This is a genomic window from Sphingomonas sanguinis, assembly GCF_019297835.1.
GTDB classification, from domain to species: domain Bacteria; phylum Pseudomonadota; class Alphaproteobacteria; order Sphingomonadales; family Sphingomonadaceae; genus Sphingomonas; species Sphingomonas sanguinis_D.
Genome location: NZ_CP079203.1, coordinates 2,223,018 through 2,239,786 on the forward strand (window position 1 = coordinate 2,223,018; position 16,769 = coordinate 2,239,786).

The window sequence follows — 16,769 nt, forward strand, 5'->3', positions numbered from 1 at the left end:
GTCCAACAGTCCGCAACACCCCGCCGCGCGGCGCATTCACCATTCATGCTTCCCGTCCGCCGCCAGATCGCCGACCAGATACGCGACGTGGTGGGCAGCCGCGATCTCGACCTGACCCGGCCGCCGGGCGATGACGGATTGTTCGGTCCCGGCTCCGCGACATGGGCCGTACACGGCGATTTCACCGCGATGATGGCGGGCGGGATCGCTTCGCTGCTGATCCAGATGCTGCATCCCGCCGCGCTCGCGGGCGTATGGGACCATAGCGATTTCCGCCGCGACATGGCCGGGCGGCTGCGGCGGACGGCGGGGTTCATCTCGGTCACCACGTACGGCGCGACCGAGGCGGCCGAGCGGATGATCGCGCGCGTGCGGGCAGTGCATGACCGGGTCGGCGGCACCCTGCCCGACGGCACGCCCTATTCGGCGAACGACCCGCATCTGCTGACCTTCGTCCATGCCGCCGAGGTCGACAGCTTCTTGCGCGCGCACCGCACCTATCGCGATCCCGATTTTTCCGATGCCGAAGCGGATCGCTATCTCGCCGAAATGGCGGGGATCGCCCGGCGGCTGGGCGCCGAGCAGGTGCCCGAGAACCGGCGCGAACTGGCGCGCTTCCTCGATTCGATCCGCCCCGAACTGCGCGTCGATGCGCGGACGCGGGCGGTGGCCCGCACTCTCCTAAACCAGCCCGCGCCCAGCCCCGCGCTAGCGCCGGTCAGCAACTGGCTGACCCAGGCGGGGACCGCATTGCTGCCCGATTGGGCGGCGCGGCTGCACGGACTGGACGGCTATGGCGCGGTCAGACCGGCGATCCGGGCGGGCACGCGGGGGTTGGGCGGCGCGATCCGCTGGGCGCTGGCGGGTTAGGAATTTTCCAGCCGCCGCAGCGCGTTCAGATAGCCGCGCATCCCCTCCAGCGCGCGCTCGGTCAGCACCATGAAGGCGCGGCGGCGGTCCAGCGGATCGGGCTGGCGCGCGAACAGCCCCGCCTCGGTCATCTTGCCGATCCAGCGCAGCGCGGTCGTCGGCGCGACGGCAGCGGCGATGCACAGGCTCGACACCGACACGCGCACCCCCTCCAGATGCGCGGCATAAAGGTCGAGCAGCATGTCCCAGGCCGGTTCCTCGAACAGTCCGCCCTCGAAAAACCCGTCGCGCAGCCGCCGCGCGCGGATCATCCGGCGGATCAGCTCGGCGTCGCCCGGCTGGGCGCGCGGCGGGGCGGCGTGGAAACTCTGATGCCGATCGCTGACGCCGCCGTGCCGGTCCTCATCCTCCTGCACCGACAATTTCGCCAGCGCCTCGGCGATGCGCGCGACCTCGGCATTCAGCTTGCGCAGCCGTTCGGACTCACCCTCCCGCACATGGGCATGAAGCATGGTCGCACCGCTTTGGCTGGCCCCGGCCAGCGCCAGCGCGGCGACCAGTTCCAGCGCGCTGGCATCGCACAGCATCGCGACGCGCGGGCCGAGCAGCATCGCGGCAACCAGATCGATATCGCCCGTGACCATGCTGACGACGATGGGCAGATCGAGCGCGGTGGCGACCGCGTCGATCCGGGCGAGCGCGATCTCCATCACCGCCGCCTCCGCGCCGTGGGTATCGATCAGCAGCAGCGGGCGCCCCGCCTGTTGCCCGATCTCCGCCGCCACTGCGGGCCAGAGGACGTGGCGCAGCACCCGTCCGCCCGCCTGCCGCACCAGATCGGCCGCCGCCTGGGCCAGCGCGGGCGCGCCGATCACCACGACCGCAAAGCCGGTGCCGTAACCATCCTGTTCGTCCATGCCGCTCCCCTACCCGCCATAAGGCGGGCCCTTCGTCATGGTCGCACGGCCGCTAGGGGCGCGAGGCCCCCGCCCCTTCGCCCATGCACCGATGCGACCCCGACCGACGTCCGGGAGTCGACGTCAGTCCGAATCGGACACTCAGCCGAGTGCCTTGACGATCTCTTCGACCATCTTCTTCGCGTCCGCCAGCAGCATCATCGTATTATCGCGATAAAATAGCTCGTTATCGACCCCAGCATAGCCGACGCCGCCCATCGAGCGCTTGATGAACAGCACCGTCTTGGCCTTTTCGACGTCGAGCACCGGCATCCCGTAGATGGGCGAGGACTTGTCGGTCTTGGCCGCCGGGTTGGTTACATCGTTCGCGCCGATCACGAAGGCGACATCGGTCTGGGCGAATTCGGCGTTGATGTCCTCCAGCTCGAACACCTCGTCGTAAGGCACATTCGCCTCGGCGAGCAGGACGTTCATATGGCCGGGCATCCGGCCCGCGACCGGATGGATGGCGTATTTGACGCGCACGCCTTCCTTCTTCAGCAAGTCGCCCATCTCGCGCAGGACGTGCTGCGCCTGCGCCACCGCCATGCCGTAGCCGGGGACGATGACGACCTGTTCGGCCTGGCTCATCAGGAAGGCCGCATCCTCAGCGCTGCCGCGCTTCCACGGGCGGTCGACCGCCGCGCCGCCGCCAGCGCCCCCCGCATCGCTCGCGCCGAAGCCGCCCGCGATCACGCTGATGAAGCTGCGGTTCATCGCCCGGCACATGATATAGGACAGGATCGCGCCCGAGCTGCCGACCAGCGCGCCGGTGATGATCATCGCGCTGTTGTGCAGGGTGAAGCCCATCGCGGCGGCCGCCCAGCCCGAATAGCTGTTCAGCATCGACACCACGACCGGCATGTCCGCGCCGCCGATGGGGATGATCAGCAGGAAGCCGATGGCGAAGGACAATATGGTGATCGTCCAGAAGATCCACGGCGCCTGATCCCGCGTGAACATCGCCACCAGGATCACGATCGCACCCAGCAACCCCGCGTTCAGCGCGTGGCGACCGGGCAGCAGGATCGGCTTGCCCCCCATATTGCCGTTGAGTTTCAGGAAGGCGATCACCGAGCCTGAAAAGGTGATCGCGCCGATCGCGACACCCAGCGCCATCTCCACCCGGCTGACGACATGGATGCTGGCAAAGGGCTGTCCGATCATCGGCACCACCATATCGGCAATGTCGAAGGCGACCGGATTCAGAAAGGCGGCACAGGCGACCGCGACGGCGGCGAGACCGACGAGCGAGTGGAAGGCGGCAACCAGCTGCGGCATCGCGGTCATCGCGATACGGCGGGCGGTTGTGATGCCGATAGCCGCGCCCAGGCCGATCGCGGCGAGGATTTCGAAGGCCGTGACCAGATCGACGAAGTCACCGTCGAACGCCAAAGACGGGCCGTGCGCACCGCTCACGCCGCCTAGCGGAACATGGGTCACCAGCGTCGTCACCATGGCGATCGCCATGCCGATCATGCCGAAGCGATTGCCCCGCTGGCTGGTCGTCGGGCTGGACAGCCCGCGCAGCGCCAGAATGAAGCACACCCCCGCTACCAGATAGGCGAGCGAAACCCAGGGATTGGCGGCAACGGTCTCGACCGCAGGGGCGAGCGGCGCGGGCGGCACGGGGGCGATCACGAGCGCTTCTCCTTCTTGCGGTACATGGCGAGCATCCGCTGTGTCACCGCAAAGCCGCCGAAGATGTTGATGCTGGCCAGCACCACCGCGCCCAGCCCCAGCCATTTGGCCACGCCCGATCCCGTCGCGCCGGAAGACGCGGCGGCGGCGATCAGCGCGCCGACGATGATGACCGAGGAGATGGCGTTGGTGACCGCCATCAACGGCGTATGCAGCGCGGGCGTCACCGACCAGACGACATAATAACCGACGAAACACGCCAGCACGAAGATCGACAGGATCGCTATGAAGTCCATACTTAATCCTCCCCGGTACGGGGAGGGGGACCGCTCGCCGAAGGCGAGTGGTGGAGGGGGGCCGCCGCCAGCGAGACGATCGAAGCGGCCACCGCCTCGGCATCGCGTAGGATATCGGCGGCTCCGATCCGCATGACCCTGTACCCGTTTTCGTTCAAATATCGGTCGCGCGCCGTGTCGCGAATAGGCCGTGCCTCGACGCCATGTATGGCGCCGTCGACTTCGACGATCAGGCGCGCTTTCGAGCAATAAAAATCGGCAACGTAACATCCGACAGGATGCTGTCGCCGGAATCGTAAACCGCCGGGCGCACCGCGTAGCTCACCGCGTAGCTGTTGCCAAAGAAGCACTTCCGGCAGCGTCATCATCCGTCTCAATTTGCGCGCCAGCGATACTTCGGGCCGAGGCATTTGCCGCACGCCCCCTCCACCGGCTTCGCCGGTCCCCCTCCCCGTTCCGGGGAGGATTGTCATGCTGAAAGCCTCGGGTTCACCACCTGTCCACCCTGCGTCAGCCGGATCGCATCGCCGATCTCGGCGTCGAGCACCGGCCGCCCGGCCTCCTTGTCCCAGAAGGCCGCGAGGAAATTGTGCAAATTGCGTGCGAACAACGCCGAGGCGTCCGCCGCCAACCGGCTGGGCATGTTGCGGTGGCCGATGATCCTGACGCCGTGCCGCTCGACCACCTCGCCCGCCACCGCACCCTCGACATTGCCGCCCGCCTCGACCGCCAGGTCGACGATCACGCTGCCGGGCCGCATCGTCGCGATCTGCGCATCGGTGACGAGGCGGGGCGCGGGGCGGCCGGGGATCAGCGCGGTGGTGATGACGATATCCTGTTTGGCGATATGCCCGGCGACCAGTTCGGCTTGCGCGCGGCGATATTCCTCGCTCGTCTCGCCCGCATAGCCGCCGGTGCCCTCGCCCTCGATCCCCGCCACGCCCTCGACGAAGATCGGCTTGGCCCCCAGCGACTGGATCTGTTCGCGGGTGGCCGAGCGGACATCGGTGGCCGACACCTGCGCCCCCAGTCGCCGCGCGGTCGCGATCGCCTGCAACCCCGCGACGCCCACGCCCATGACGAAGACGCGCGCGGCGGGAATCGTGCCCGCCGCGGTCATCATCATCGGAAAGGCGCGACCATAGGCGCTCGCCGCCTCCAGCACCGCCTTATACCCCGCCAGATTGGACTGGGACGACAGGATGTCCATCGACTGGGCGCGGGTGATGCGCGGCATCCAGTCCATCGCCAGCGCCTCCAGCCCCGCCGCCGCATAGGCCGACACCGTCTCGGCGCGACGGAACGGATCGAACGCCGCGACGACCCACGCACCGGGCGCGGCACCCGCCAGCGTCGCGGGGTCGGGTGCCTGCACCGCCAGCACGATCGCGGCGCCCGTCAGCATCTCTGCGCGTTCGCCGACCTCGCCCCCTGCCTGTTCGTAATCGCTGTCGGCGATGCCCGCCGCCATGCCAGCGCCCCGCTCCACCGCCAGCGTCGCGCCCAGCGCGGTCAGCTTCCGGACGGTTTCCGGCGTAGCAGCGACCCGCGCCTCGTCGGGGGCGGTTTCGCGCAGGACCGCGATGCGCAAGGCCATGGGATCAGGCGATCAGCCAGAGGACGATCGCCACCAGGATGGCAGCGACGACGGCGCCCCATTTGAGCATCCCGATCATCAGGTCATAGGTGGCGACATGCGCCTTCATCTCGCCGGTGCCGGTGTCGTTGGCCGCCATGATCCTCACCTCCGCTATGGTCCTGCCACGATCGAGCGCGCCGCATGAACCTGTCCGAAGAATATTCACCGGCGCACCGGGATCAACCCCGAAACGACCCGCCGGGTCCGTGCAATGTCCGGGACGTGCGAATGAATCTCGATCGTGATGCGGCGCGCTGCCAAGCCGTAAAAGGGATTGTCCCGAATTAACGCAGATTTTAACAAAGTTGCGCTATAGAGTCTCCAACTGGGGCAACAGGACAAGTTATGACGCGCAACGGCCAACGTTTGCTGCTGCTGATCGACGATGAGCCGGCACAGCAACGCCTGATCGCGGCGCTGGCGCAGCGGGGCGGCTGGCGAACCCTGTTCGCCACCGATGCAGACATGGCGGCTTCCGTCCTGGGTTCTGCGCAGGGGCGCGAACTGGACGCGGTCTTGATCGACCATTGGGCGCCCGGCGCCGATGCCACCGCGCTGATCGCCGATTGCCACGCGCTCCGCCCCGAACTGCCCATCCTGATGCTGACCGCCAACGACTCGGTGGCGCAGGCGGTCGCGGCGATCCGCGCGGGCGCCACCGACTTCCTGGTCAAGCCGCTGGCCCCGGAACGGCTGCTCGCTGCGCTGGAAGCCTGTGTCGCGGGCCAGACCAGCGGCGAGCTGCGCCCGCTGACCGAGAAGATTCCCGCCCTCCTCGCCTTTGACGAGATCGTCGGCGACGCCCCCGATTTCCGCGCCGCGCTGGCGGTCGCGGCCAAGGCCGCGCACACCCGCGCCGCCGTCCTGATCGAGGGCGAAGGGGGCGTCGGCAAGGAGTCGCTGGCCAAGGCGATCCACGCAGCCTCCCCGCGCGCCGAGCGGCCGATGATCCGCGTCAACTGCGCCGCGACGGCCACCAACCTGCTCGACAGCATCATCTTCGGCCATGAGGAAGGCGCCTTTGCGGGCGCGTTCGAACGGCGCGTCGGCAAAATGGTGGAGGCGCACGGATCGACCCTGTTCCTCGACGAAGTGTCGGGGATGCCGCCCGAGACGCAGGGGCGGCTGCTCGACATGCTCCAGACCGGCACGATCCTGCCGCTGGGCGCTCGCCATGCGCGCGAGGTCGATGTCCGCATCATCGCGGCCAGCGACGTCCGCCTAGTCGAGGCGGTCGAGGCCGGGCGCTTCCGCGAAGACCTGTATTATCTGCTGAACGTCGTCCATGTCGCGGTGCCGCCGCTACGCGACCGGGCCGACGACATCGCCGCGCTGACCCATCATCTGCTGGAGCGGATCGCGCAGCAGCCGGGCCTGCGCGAACTCGACATCACCGACGACGCGCTCGACCTGCTGCGTCGCTACGACTGGCCGGGCAATGTCCGTCAGTTGCAGAACGCGCTCTTCCGCGCCGCCGTGCTGTGCGAGGGCGATGCCCTGACCACCGCCGATTTCCCGCAGATCGCCTCACTGGGCGATCGCCCCTCCGTCCCGACGAGCGCCGCGACGGGCAGCCCCAATGGCGGGGTCAGCCTGTTCCGCCCCGACGGCCATCTCCGCCCGCTGGAAGAGATCGAGGCCGATGTCATCCGCCTCGCCATCGGCCATTATCGCGGCCGCATGACCGAAGTCGCGCGGCGGCTGGGGATCGGCCGGTCGACGCTGTACCGCAAGCTCGGCGAACTGGGCATCGACAACGCGGCTTGAAACATATCCTCCCCGGTACGGGGAGGTGGCAGGCCGTCAGGCCTGACGGAGGGGGGCTTCCACGCAGGACATTCCTTGCGGCTCTCCCCCTCCACCAGCCTGCGGCTGGTCCCCCTCCCCGTACCGGGGAGGAATCAGGAAATTACCACAATACCCCGTCGACCGGCTTCATCGGTTCGGGCGCGGGGTCGCCGATGGCCTGGAGCAGGTCGATCTCGATCGTCCGGCACATGGCACTCAGCGGCAGGTCGTGGACCGTGTCGCTGAACGGATCGACCAGGTCGTCGCCGATCTGCAGCGCGGCCAGGAACATCAGCCCCGCGATCGACGAGCCCACCGGCGTCGCGAAGCCCAGCGTCTCGACCAGCCCGATCGGCAGCAGCACACAGAACAGCCGGGTGAAGAAGGCCGGGATGAAGCGATACTGGTTGGGCAGCGGGGTATTCTTCAACCGCTCCATGCCGCCCTGCGAGTTGGCGATGTCGACCAGCACCGACTCCATCTGGCTCTGCTGGATGGTGTCGATCCATCCTTTCCGCTGTGCATCCGCGATCCGGCGGCCGGTGCCGTCGAGCAGGCCGTTGGCGGTGTTGGTGCGGGCGAGCGCAGGCTCCGCCTCGCCGCGCGACAGGAAGCGCAGCACTTCGCCGTCGACCGGCTGCTTGCGCAACTGGCAACGCAGCGCGTTCACATAGGCGATCTGGCGCAGCACGATCGAGCGCTTCAGGTCGTGCCCTTCCGGTTCGGGCAGGAAATTGCGCGCACTGCGGGCGATGTTGCGCGACGCATTGATCATCAGGCCCCAGAGCTGCCGCCCCTCCCACCAGCGCTGATAGGCCGAATTGGTCCGGAACCCCAGGAACAGCGCCAGCGCCGTGCCGAACAGCGTCAGCGGCAGCGAGGGCGCCTTGAACGGCAGGACATAATAGGCGACCGTGACGATCACGTCCCAGATGAACAGCGCCAGCAAGGGACGCCATACCTCGGCAATGATGATGCGGGTGCGGGGTACGGCATCGACGATCAAATTCGGTCTCCCTTGTGCGGCCACCCAGGAGAGGTTCCACGGCGCAGCAACGCGACAAACTGTCGTTGGATGCGCGCAGAAATAATGGAGCGACGCGGCGAGGAAAGAGCCTGGCCCGGAATGGCAACGAAACGTTACGAAGCCGCCATCGACTTGCCACATCGGGGGCGAAGCCGACAGAAACCCAAGTCGTTCGATCGCTTTACTTTTCTGAAAGGCCAACCTGCCGCTGGCCGATGACCGGCCACCGTTCGGCTTGCCCCTGCCCTGTCGAAAAGGCATGGCGGAAAATAATATGACCGTGCCGACCCCGCCCCGCATTCTCATCGTCGCCGGCTCCGATTCCGGAGGGGGCGCGGGCATACAGGCGGACATCAAGACGGTCGCGATGCTGGGCGGCTATCCGATGACCGCAATCACCGCGATCACCGCGCAGAATACCTTGGGGGTGCAGGCGGTGCACCCCGTCCCCACCGACATGGTGATGGCGCAGATCGACAGCGTGCTGTCCGACATCGGCGCGGATGCGGTGAAGATCGGCATGATCGGATCGGCCGAGACCGCGCACGCGCTCGCCGACCGGCTGGAAGCGCTGGAACTGCCGGTCGTGTTCGATCCCGTCATGATCGCGACCAGCGGATCGGTGCTGGCGGACGCGGACGTGATCGCGGCCTTTCGCCGTTTCCTGGCGCTGGCGGCGCTGACCACGCCCAACCTGCCCGAACTGGCGGCGCTCGGCGGCGAAGCGGTGGTGCGGCACCAGACCCGCGCGCTGCTGGTCAAGGGCGGGCATGGCGAAGGCCCGGTGATCGAGGACCGGCTGGTCGAGCCCGGCGGCGAGCAGCGCTGGCAGCATCCCCGGCGCGAGACGAGTTCGACCCACGGCACCGGCTGCACGCTCGCCAGCGCGATCGCGACGGGGTTGGGCCAGGGTCTGCCGCTCGCCGATGCGGTCGACCGCGCCGTCGCCTTCGTCCAGGCCGCGCTGGCCGCGGCACCGGGACTGGGCCAGGGCCATGGGCCGATGGGGCATGGGCTGGGCATGGTGCCCTTCTACCACCTGCTCGCCGCGCTGAGCCGTGAAGGATGGGACGCGGCGGCGTTCGCGGCGCGTTGGGGGTAAATCCCTTCCTCCCCGGTACGGGGAGGTGGCAGCACCAAGTGCTGGTGGAGGGGGCTTGCCACCAAGGGCATCCCTTGCGGCCCGCCCCCTCCACCAGCCTGCGGCTGGTCCCCCTCCCCGTGCCGGGGAGGATCATCTTCCCATCCTGCGCCCACCGCGATAAAGCCCGCCTCATGGTCGATACCGGTTTTCCCGCACCCTTATGCGGTGTGGACGAGGCGGGGCGCGGGCCGCTGGCGGGGCCGGTGGTCGCGGCTGCCGTGATCCTTCCCGAGCGTGACTGCCCTGGCGGCATCAACGATTCCAAGAAGCTGACCGAGAAGACGCGTGCGCGCCTGTGTGCCGAAATCCGGTCTTGCGCGGTGGTCGGCGTCGGAATCGTCCACCCCGAGGAGATCGACCGGCTCAACATCTTCTGGGCGACGATGAAGGCGATGACGCTGGCGGTCGACGCGGTGGTCGAAACGCTTGGATGCCATCCCGCGCATGTGCTGGTCGACGGCAACAAACTGCCCAAATGGGGTTATGCCGCCACCGCACTCGTCGGGGGCGATGCCAAGTCGCTGGCGATCGGCGCGGCCTCGATCGTCGCCAAGCATGTCCGCGACGAGATGATGATCGCCGCCGCCGAGACATGGCCCGCCTATGGCTGGCACAGCAACAAGGGTTACGGCTCGGCCACGCATCTGGCGGCGCTTCGCGAACACGGGCCTACGCCCCTCCACCGCCGCAGCTTCTCGCCGGTGGCACAATGTTATCTGGACCTTTGATCGCTCATTCCTCCCCAAGCAAGCTTGGGGAGGATTTTACGGTTAACCCGAGTCGCAATCGCCACACCCCCACGTCTTGGGGGCGGAGTTATCCACAGCCCCCATATCTGCCACGAAATCGCAACATGCCGTCGAATCTGGCGGAATCGCGCGAGTCGCAGGTGCGAATCGCCTCTTGACGTGTGACTCGTTCCGGGCCGATGCGAGGGTTCGAGGGTAGAAGGAACGGGTAGCATGGGGGTGATCCAGACGGTGGGAAAGCCGATCGGGACGCGGCCGGTATCGGCGCACCGCGAAAGCGACCTGCCGCTCGATCAGATCCTGATGGGCGATTGTATCGCGGCGCTTCGCTCGCTGCCCGACAAGTCGGTCGACATGGTGTTCGCCGACCCGCCCTATAATCTCCAGCTCGGCGGCGAGCTGTTCCGCCCCGATGGCAGCCATGTCGATGCCGTCACCGACGCCTGGGACAAGTTCGACACCTTCGCCGCCTACGACGCCTTCACCCGCTTGTGGCTGGCCGAATGCTACCGCGTCCTGAAGGACAATGGCTCGCTCTGGGTCATCGGCAGCTATCACAACATCTTCCGCGTCGGGACCGCAGTGCAGGATCTGGGCTTCTGGATCCTCAACGACATCATCTGGCGCAAGTCGAACCCCATGCCCAATTTCAAGGGCACCCGTTTCACCAACGCGCACGAGACACTGATCTGGGCGTCGAAGGGCGAGAAGGCGAAATACACCTTCAATTATCGTTCGATGAAGACGCTGAACGACGAAATCCAAATGCGCTCGGACTGGGAGTTCCCGATCTGCGGCGGTCAGGAGCGGCTGAAGAAGGATGGGCACAAGGTCCATCCGACCCAGAAGCCCGAGGCTTTGCTCTATCGCATTCTGCTCGCATGCACCCGGCCGGGCGACGTGATCGCAGACCCGTTCTTCGGCACCGGCACGACCGGGGCGGTCGCCAAGCGACTCGGCCGCCGCTGGATCGGGATCGAGCGCGAGCCGACCTATTGCGCCGCGGCGATCGAGCGGATCGAGGCCGCCCTGCCGCTCGACGAAAGCGCGCTGGCGACGATGCAGAGCCCCAAGGCGCAGCCCAAGGTCGCGTTCGGGACCTTGGTCGAAAATGGCTATCTGCTGCCTGGCATGCCGTTGATGGACGCCAAGCGGAAGTGGCGCGCGACGGTGCGCGCGGACGGGTCGCTGCTGTCCGAATGCGGGCAGGCGGGGTCGATCCACCGGCTGGGCTCGGTGTTGCAGAACCGGCCGACCTGCAATGGCTGGACCTTCTGGCATTACGAGCTGGAAGGCGCGCTAAAGCCGATCGACGCGATGCGCCAGACCTGGTTGCTGGCGACGCAGCCATAAAACGATCCTCCCCGGCACGGGGAGGTGGCAGGCCGCAGGCCTGACGGAGGGGGGCTTCCACAAGGGACTCGCTTAGCGGCACGCCCCCTCCACCACCGCTTCGCGGCGGTCCCCCTCCCCGTGCCGGGGAGGATTTTAGGAACACGACCATGCACCTGCGCCCCGTCCAATTCGTCGACACCCCCGTGGGACTGGAAGACGGCAGCGTCGCGCGGCTGGCGGGCGGAATGCAGTGGTTCGCCGCCTATGAGGTCCGCGAAGATACAAGCTGCCGCATCGTCCCCGTCGCGCGGTTCGCGGAGGAACTGGGCGGCTCCCCGCGTGCCGAGGCCCTTCATGCCGCCTTCACGTCGCCCCGTGCGCCTTGGGCCATGGGTCCGCGCACCCTGCGCTTCGACCAGCCGCAGGTCGCCGCCATCCTGAACGTCACCCCCGACAGCTTCTCCGACGGCGGCAAGCATATCGGCGACCCGGCTGCCGCCGCCGACAGCGGCATGGCGATGGCGGCGATGGGCGCGGCGGTCATCGACCTGGGCGGCGAGTCCACCCGCCCCGGTGCCGCGACCGTCTGGGAAGGTGACGAGGTCGCGCGCACCGCCCCCGTCGTCGAGCGACTGGCCAAGGGCGGCGCGCTGGTGTCGATCGACACGCGCAAGGCCGCCGTGATGGAGGCCGCGCTGGCGGCGGGCGCGGGGATCGTCAACGATGTCGCCGCTCTGCTATGGGACGACCGCGCGCTGGAGGTGGTGGCCAAGGCGGGCTGCCCCGTCATCCTGATGCACTCCCCCGACCCCGACAAGGGCGGCCATGGCCGGGTCGGTTATGCCGATGTCCTCACGCAAGTGTTCGACTGGCTGGAGGCACGCATCGCGGCGGTCGAGGCGGGGGGGGTTCCCCGGTCGCGGATCATGGTCGATCCCGGCATCGGCTTCGGCAAGTCGCTGACCGACAATCTGGCGCTCATCAATGGCTTGGCCATCTTCCACGGCCTGGGCTGCCCGATCATGCTGGGGGCCAGCCGCAAGCGGATGATCGGCGCGCTGTCGAACGAGGCCCCGGTCGATGCGCGGCTCGGCGGATCGCTGGCGCTGGCGATCAAGGGCGCGGAAGCGGGAGTCCAGCTGATCCGCGTGCATGACGTGGCGGAAACCGTACAGGCGCTGCACGTCTGGCGCGGCCTGCGCGACCGTGCGCTGATCGGATAAGCCCTCGCTTTTCGGGGCCCAAACGCCCACATAGGGGCGATGCAGCGTCCCCAGCCCCAGATCATCCGCGTCATCGACCTGGAGACCACCGGACAGGCCCCACCAACGCATGGCGTGTGCGAGATCGGCTGGCAGGATGTCGCGCTGGGCAAGGACGGCCGCTGGGAGTTGGAGGGCGAAGGCGGCAGCATTCTCGTCAATCCCGGCCGCCCCATTCCGCCGATCACCCAGGCCATCCACCATATCCTGGACGAACAGGTTGCCGACGCCCCCTGGTGGCATGACGTCGCGCGTCGCGTCCTCGATCCCTGGCCGCGCCGCCTGGCGCTGGCGGCACATCGCGCGGATTTCGAGCAGCAATATTGCACCCCGGCCATGACCCAGTCGGCCGACTGGATCTGCACCTGGAAATGCGCGCTGCGCCTGTGGCCCGACAGCCCCAGCTTCTCCAACCAGGTGCTGCGTTACTGGCGCAAGCCGCACGGGCTGGTCCACGAGCGCGGCCTGCCCATCCACCGCGCCTTCCCGGACGCCTATGTCACCGCGCATCACCTGCGCGACCAGCTGAACGAGGCGAGCCTGGCGCAGCTGCTAGAATGGTCGCGCAGTCCGGGGCTGTTGCCGCGTGTCCGCTACGGCCCGGATCGCGGCAAGGACTGGCGCGAGATCGACGAGGACTCGCTGATCGGCTTCCTCAGCGACCGCGACCCCGACGTCCGATTCACCGCCGAGACCGAGATGGCGCGGCGGCGTGGCGGCGGTCATGTCGGGCGGCCTAGCCCGCAGGAACTGCTGCTGTAATGCCACGTTTAATTGATACCGTAATGCTGACGTAACGGCTCTGGCGTCGCTGCTTTTCCTTCGATAAGGCATGACGCCATGCAGGGGTCTCCCACGCTCTCACCGGTCGAAAATCCCATCGGCCGCATCCTGGTCGCCGCCATGGCGATCGGCTTTCTGGCGCTGCTCGTCGCGGCGGGAGCGGCGGGGTATGTCGTGCGCCAGACGAACCGGCATAGCGACTGGGTCATCCACACCTACCGCGTGGAAAGCGTCCTGATCGAGGTGCGCCGTCTGGCCGAGCAGCAGGAGACCGCCCGGCGCGGTTACATGCTGGCAGGCTCCCAAGCCTTTCTGAACAGTTTCGAGCGCGCCCATACCGAGCTGGCCCCGCAGGTCGACGAACTCCGCCGCCTGACCGCCGACAACCCCCGCCAACGCGCGCCCATGGCCTTGGTCGAGCAGCGCCTCGCCGATCTCGACGCCGCGCAGCGCCAGACCAACGCCCTGGTCCAGCAAGGGCGCGGGGCCGATGCGCTGCGCCAATTCCGCGCCGATAGCGGGTTGCAGCGGATGCAGAAGCTGCGCCGCGTGTTCGACGCCATGTCGCGCGAGGAACGCCGCCTGCTCGCCCTCCGCGATGCCGAGCAGGTCGCCAGCCGCCAGACCTTCTCTACCGTCATGGCGATCGCCGCCTTGCTGTTCGTCGCGGTCGCGGTCGTCACCTTCCTGACGATCCGCCGCTACACCCGCGACCTGCATCGTTCGCGCAGCGCGCTGGCCGTGCTCAACGCCACGCTGGAGGATCAGGTCAAGGAGCGGACCGCCGACCTCGCTTTGGCGAACGAGGAGATCCAGCGCTTCGCCTATATCGTCAGCCACGATCTGCGCTCGCCTTTGGTCAACGTCATGGGCTTCACCGCCGAGCTGTCGGCCGCGACCCAGCCGCTGGCGGAACTGATCGACCGCGCCGAGGCGGAAGCGCCGCAGATCGTGACCGAGGAAGCGCGGCTGGCCGCGCGCGAAGACCTGCCCGAGGCGATCGGCTTCATCCGCACCTCGACCGCCAAGATGGACCGGCTGATCAACGCCATCCTGAAGCTCAGTCGTGAGGGGCGCCGGGTGCTGGCGCCCGAGATGATCGCGCTGGATCAGCTGGTCGAACAGATCACCGATTCGATCCGCCATGTCATCGACGATCGCGGCGTCACCGTGACGATCGAACGGCCGATGCCGGTCGTCGTCAGCGACCGCATCGCGCTGGAACAAATCCTGTCCAACCTGATCGAGAATGCGACCAAATACCGCCACCCGTCGCGCCCCGCCGAGGTGCATGTCTCCGCACAGGAGACGCCGGGCCGGGTGATCGTGGCGGTGCGCGACAATGGCCGGGGCATCGATCCGCGCGACCATCAGCGCATCTTCGATCTGTTCCGCCGTTCGGGCCAGCAGGACCAGCCGGGCGAAGGTATCGGCCTCGCCCATGTCCGCGCGCTCGCCTATCGTCTGGGCGGCACGATTTCCGTCGAATCTCAACTGGGTCAAGGCGCGACCTTCTTCCTGTCGCTACCCCCCTCCCTTTCCATCGAAGGTGCCTGAATGAACGACCATCGCTCCGTGGGCATCGTCATGATCGAAGACGATGAGGGCCATGCCCGCCTGATCGAGAAGAACATCCGGCGCGCAGGCATACTGAACGACATCCGGCATTTCACCGACGGTACGACCGCGCTCGACTATCTGTTCAACGCCCCCGATGGCCCGGCCAAGAGCGGCCCGGCGCTGGTCCTGCTCGACCTGAACCTGCCCGACATGAGCGGCACCGACATCCTGGCCAAGATCAAGGAAGAGACCAGCCCGCTGCGCCGCGCCCCGGTCGTCGTGCTGACCACCACCGACGACAAGGTCGAGATTCAGCGCTGCTACGATCTGGGCTGCAACGTCTATATCACCAAGCCGGTGAACTATGAGAATTTCGCCCAGGCGATCCGCCAGCTGGGCCTGTTCCTGTCGGTGATCCAGGTGCCCGAGGTCGAGGGCTGAACGCCCTGCCATGACCAGCGGCGCGGCACCCCGCATCCTCTATATCGACGATGACGACGCGCTGCGGCGACTGGTGTCGCGCGCGCTGGGGCGGCATGGCTATGACGTTACGTCGGCCGCCTCGGGGGCCGAGGGCGTGGCGATGGCGGCGGACGGCGGCTTCGATCTGGTCGCGGTCGACCATTATATGCCGGGCATGGACGGGCTGGAGACGCTGGCCGCGATCACCGCGCTGCCCAGCCCTCCGCCGGTCGTCTATGTCACCGGATCGGACGAGGGCCGCATCGCCGTCGCCGCGCTGAAGGCGGGAGCCGCCGACTATGTGGTGAAGACGGTCGGCGAGGACTTCTTCGACCTGTTGTCCGCCACCTTCGCGCAGGTGCTCGACCGCACCCGGCTGGAAGGGGCCAAGGCCAGTGCCGAGGCCGAGCTGCGCGCGACCAACGCCCGGCTGGAGGCGATGTTGAGCGAGGTGAACCACCGCGTCGCCAACTCGCTGCAACTCGTCTCGGCGATGATCGGTTTGCAGAAGGGCGTGCTGACCGACACGCGCGCCCGCGACGCGTTGGAGGACACGCAACGCCGCATCCGCGCGATCGCGCAGGTGCACCGGCGGCTCTACACCGCCAACGACGTCGAGCAGGTCGACCTGCGCGACTATCTGGGCGCGCTGATCGCTGAACTGGGCGAAAGCTGGTCGAGCGACGCGCTGCCCCGCAAGCTGACGCTGATCGCCGAACCGATCCGTGTGAAGACCGACCGCGCGGTGTCGATCGGGGTGATCGTCACCGAACTCGTCACCAATTCCTGCAAATATGCCTATCCCGATAGCGGCGGCGAGGTGCGGATCTTCGTGACCCAGACGGACGGGTACTGCGTGCTGGTGGTCGAGGATGACGGCTGCGGCATGGCGGCGGACCAGAAGCCGCAAGGCACCGGACTGGGCGCGAAGCTGATCCGGGCGATGGCGCAGAGTTTGCAGACGGCGGTGGAGTACGACCCGGCGCATTCCGGGGTCCGGGCGGTGTTGCGGGTGCCGGTTTAGGCTTTGCGGTTAGGGGCTGTCTGTGGCCTTCGACTTCGCTCAGGCTGAACGGCTGTTGTGGAGGGCCGCTCCCTCGCTCCGTTCAGCCTGAGCGAAGTCGAAGGCCAAGCCCTGCCCTCTACGCGCATCACGCCCCTCCCGTTTACGGGAGGGGATGGGGGAGGGAACGCCACGAGCGACCGTCTCTACGAGGCACCCGCCCTCCCCAAACCCCTACCGCCTGCGGGAGGGGC

General features: G+C 67.7%; 17 protein-coding genes. 10 read left to right on the forward strand and 7 right to left on the reverse strand.

Features of this window, described 5'->3' with window-relative positions; all coding sequences use genetic code 11:
* Positions 1-45: 45 nt before the first annotated feature.
* Positions 46-870, forward strand: a complete 825-nt coding sequence (locus KV697_RS10250) for an oxygenase MpaB family protein (protein ID WP_219018097.1) — start codon at positions 46-48, stop codon at positions 868-870.
* Here KV697_RS10250 and KV697_RS10255 read toward each other — a convergent pair.
* The 6 genes from KV697_RS10255 to KV697_RS10280 form a co-directional block, all read right to left on the reverse strand.
* A complete protein-coding gene (locus KV697_RS10255; protein WP_219018098.1) occupies positions 867-1,787 on the reverse strand; it encodes a hypothetical protein in 921 nt (306 codons plus the stop codon). The two genes, KV697_RS10250 and KV697_RS10255, sit on opposite strands and share 4 nt — an antisense overlap.
* A gap of 141 nt (positions 1,788-1,928) precedes the next feature.
* Positions 1,929-3,455, reverse strand: coding sequence for an NAD(P)(+) transhydrogenase (Re/Si-specific) subunit beta (locus tag KV697_RS10260; protein ID WP_219021346.1), 1,527 nt, complete (start codon positions 3,453-3,455; stop codon positions 1,929-1,931).
* 8 nt (positions 3,456-3,463) lie between these two features.
* The gene (locus KV697_RS10265) at positions 3,464-3,763 is read right to left on the reverse strand and encodes a proton-translocating transhydrogenase family protein (protein WP_058745330.1); all 300 of its coding nucleotides are present in this window, start codon (positions 3,761-3,763) and stop codon (positions 3,464-3,466) included.
* A gap of 2 nt (positions 3,764-3,765) precedes the next feature.
* Complete coding sequence (locus KV697_RS10270; RefSeq protein WP_257575248.1) at positions 3,766-4,131, reverse strand: endonuclease domain-containing protein; 366 nt, start codon at positions 4,129-4,131, stop codon at positions 3,766-3,768.
* 101 nt (positions 4,132-4,232) lie between these two features.
* Entirely contained in the window at positions 4,233-5,354 is a 1,122-nt protein-coding gene (locus KV697_RS10275; protein WP_219021347.1) for an NAD(P) transhydrogenase subunit alpha, read from the reverse strand.
* A gap of 10 nt (positions 5,355-5,364) precedes the next feature.
* On the reverse strand, positions 5,365-5,499 hold the full coding sequence (locus KV697_RS10280; protein ID WP_257575249.1) for an aa3-type cytochrome c oxidase subunit IV: 135 nt from the start codon (positions 5,497-5,499) through the stop codon (positions 5,365-5,367).
* A 248-nt stretch (positions 5,500-5,747) separates the two neighbouring features.
* Here KV697_RS10280 and KV697_RS10285 point away from each other — a divergent pair, with 248 nt between their 5' ends.
* Complete coding sequence (locus KV697_RS10285; RefSeq protein WP_219018100.1) at positions 5,748-7,169, forward strand: sigma-54-dependent transcriptional regulator; 1,422 nt, start codon at positions 5,748-5,750, stop codon at positions 7,167-7,169.
* Between the two features lie 142 nt (positions 7,170-7,311).
* On the opposite strand, the gene KV697_RS10290 is transcribed toward KV697_RS10285, so the two are convergent.
* The gene (locus KV697_RS10290) at positions 7,312-8,196 is read right to left on the reverse strand and encodes a bestrophin family protein (RefSeq protein ID WP_058746854.1); all 885 of its coding nucleotides are present in this window, start codon (positions 8,194-8,196) and stop codon (positions 7,312-7,314) included.
* A 295-nt stretch (positions 8,197-8,491) separates the two neighbouring features.
* On the opposite strand from KV697_RS10290, the gene thiD reads away from it, so the two are divergent.
* The 8 genes from thiD (at position 8,492) to KV697_RS10330 (ending at position 16,536) form a co-directional block, all read left to right on the forward strand.
* Complete coding sequence (gene thiD, locus KV697_RS10295; RefSeq protein WP_219018101.1) at positions 8,492-9,319, forward strand: bifunctional hydroxymethylpyrimidine kinase/phosphomethylpyrimidine kinase; 828 nt, start codon at positions 8,492-8,494, stop codon at positions 9,317-9,319.
* A gap of 173 nt (positions 9,320-9,492) precedes the next feature.
* Positions 9,493-10,089, forward strand: coding sequence for a ribonuclease HII (locus KV697_RS10300; protein ID WP_219018102.1), 597 nt, complete (start codon positions 9,493-9,495; stop codon positions 10,087-10,089).
* 234 nt (positions 10,090-10,323) lie between these two features.
* Positions 10,324-11,463, forward strand: a complete 1,140-nt coding sequence (locus KV697_RS10305; RefSeq protein WP_076711879.1) for a site-specific DNA-methyltransferase — start codon at positions 10,324-10,326, stop codon at positions 11,461-11,463.
* A gap of 149 nt (positions 11,464-11,612) precedes the next feature.
* A complete protein-coding gene (folP, locus tag KV697_RS10310; RefSeq protein ID WP_219018103.1) occupies positions 11,613-12,668 on the forward strand; it encodes a dihydropteroate synthase in 1,056 nt (351 codons plus the stop codon).
* Positions 12,669-12,707: 39 nt separating this feature from the next.
* Positions 12,708-13,469: an exonuclease domain-containing protein gene (locus tag KV697_RS10315; protein WP_056435726.1), complete on the forward strand. Its 762-nt coding sequence runs from the start codon at positions 12,708-12,710 to the stop codon at positions 13,467-13,469.
* Positions 13,470-13,547: 78 nt separating this feature from the next.
* Positions 13,548-15,047, forward strand: a complete 1,500-nt coding sequence (locus tag KV697_RS10320) for a sensor histidine kinase (protein WP_219018104.1) — start codon at positions 13,548-13,550, stop codon at positions 15,045-15,047.
* A complete protein-coding gene (locus KV697_RS10325) occupies positions 15,048-15,491 on the forward strand; it encodes a response regulator (RefSeq protein WP_219018105.1) in 444 nt (147 codons plus the stop codon).
* A 10-nt stretch (positions 15,492-15,501) separates the two neighbouring features.
* Positions 15,502-16,536, forward strand: a complete 1,035-nt coding sequence (locus tag KV697_RS10330) for a sensor histidine kinase (protein WP_219018106.1) — start codon at positions 15,502-15,504, stop codon at positions 16,534-16,536.
* Positions 16,537-16,769: the final 233 nt, after the last annotated feature.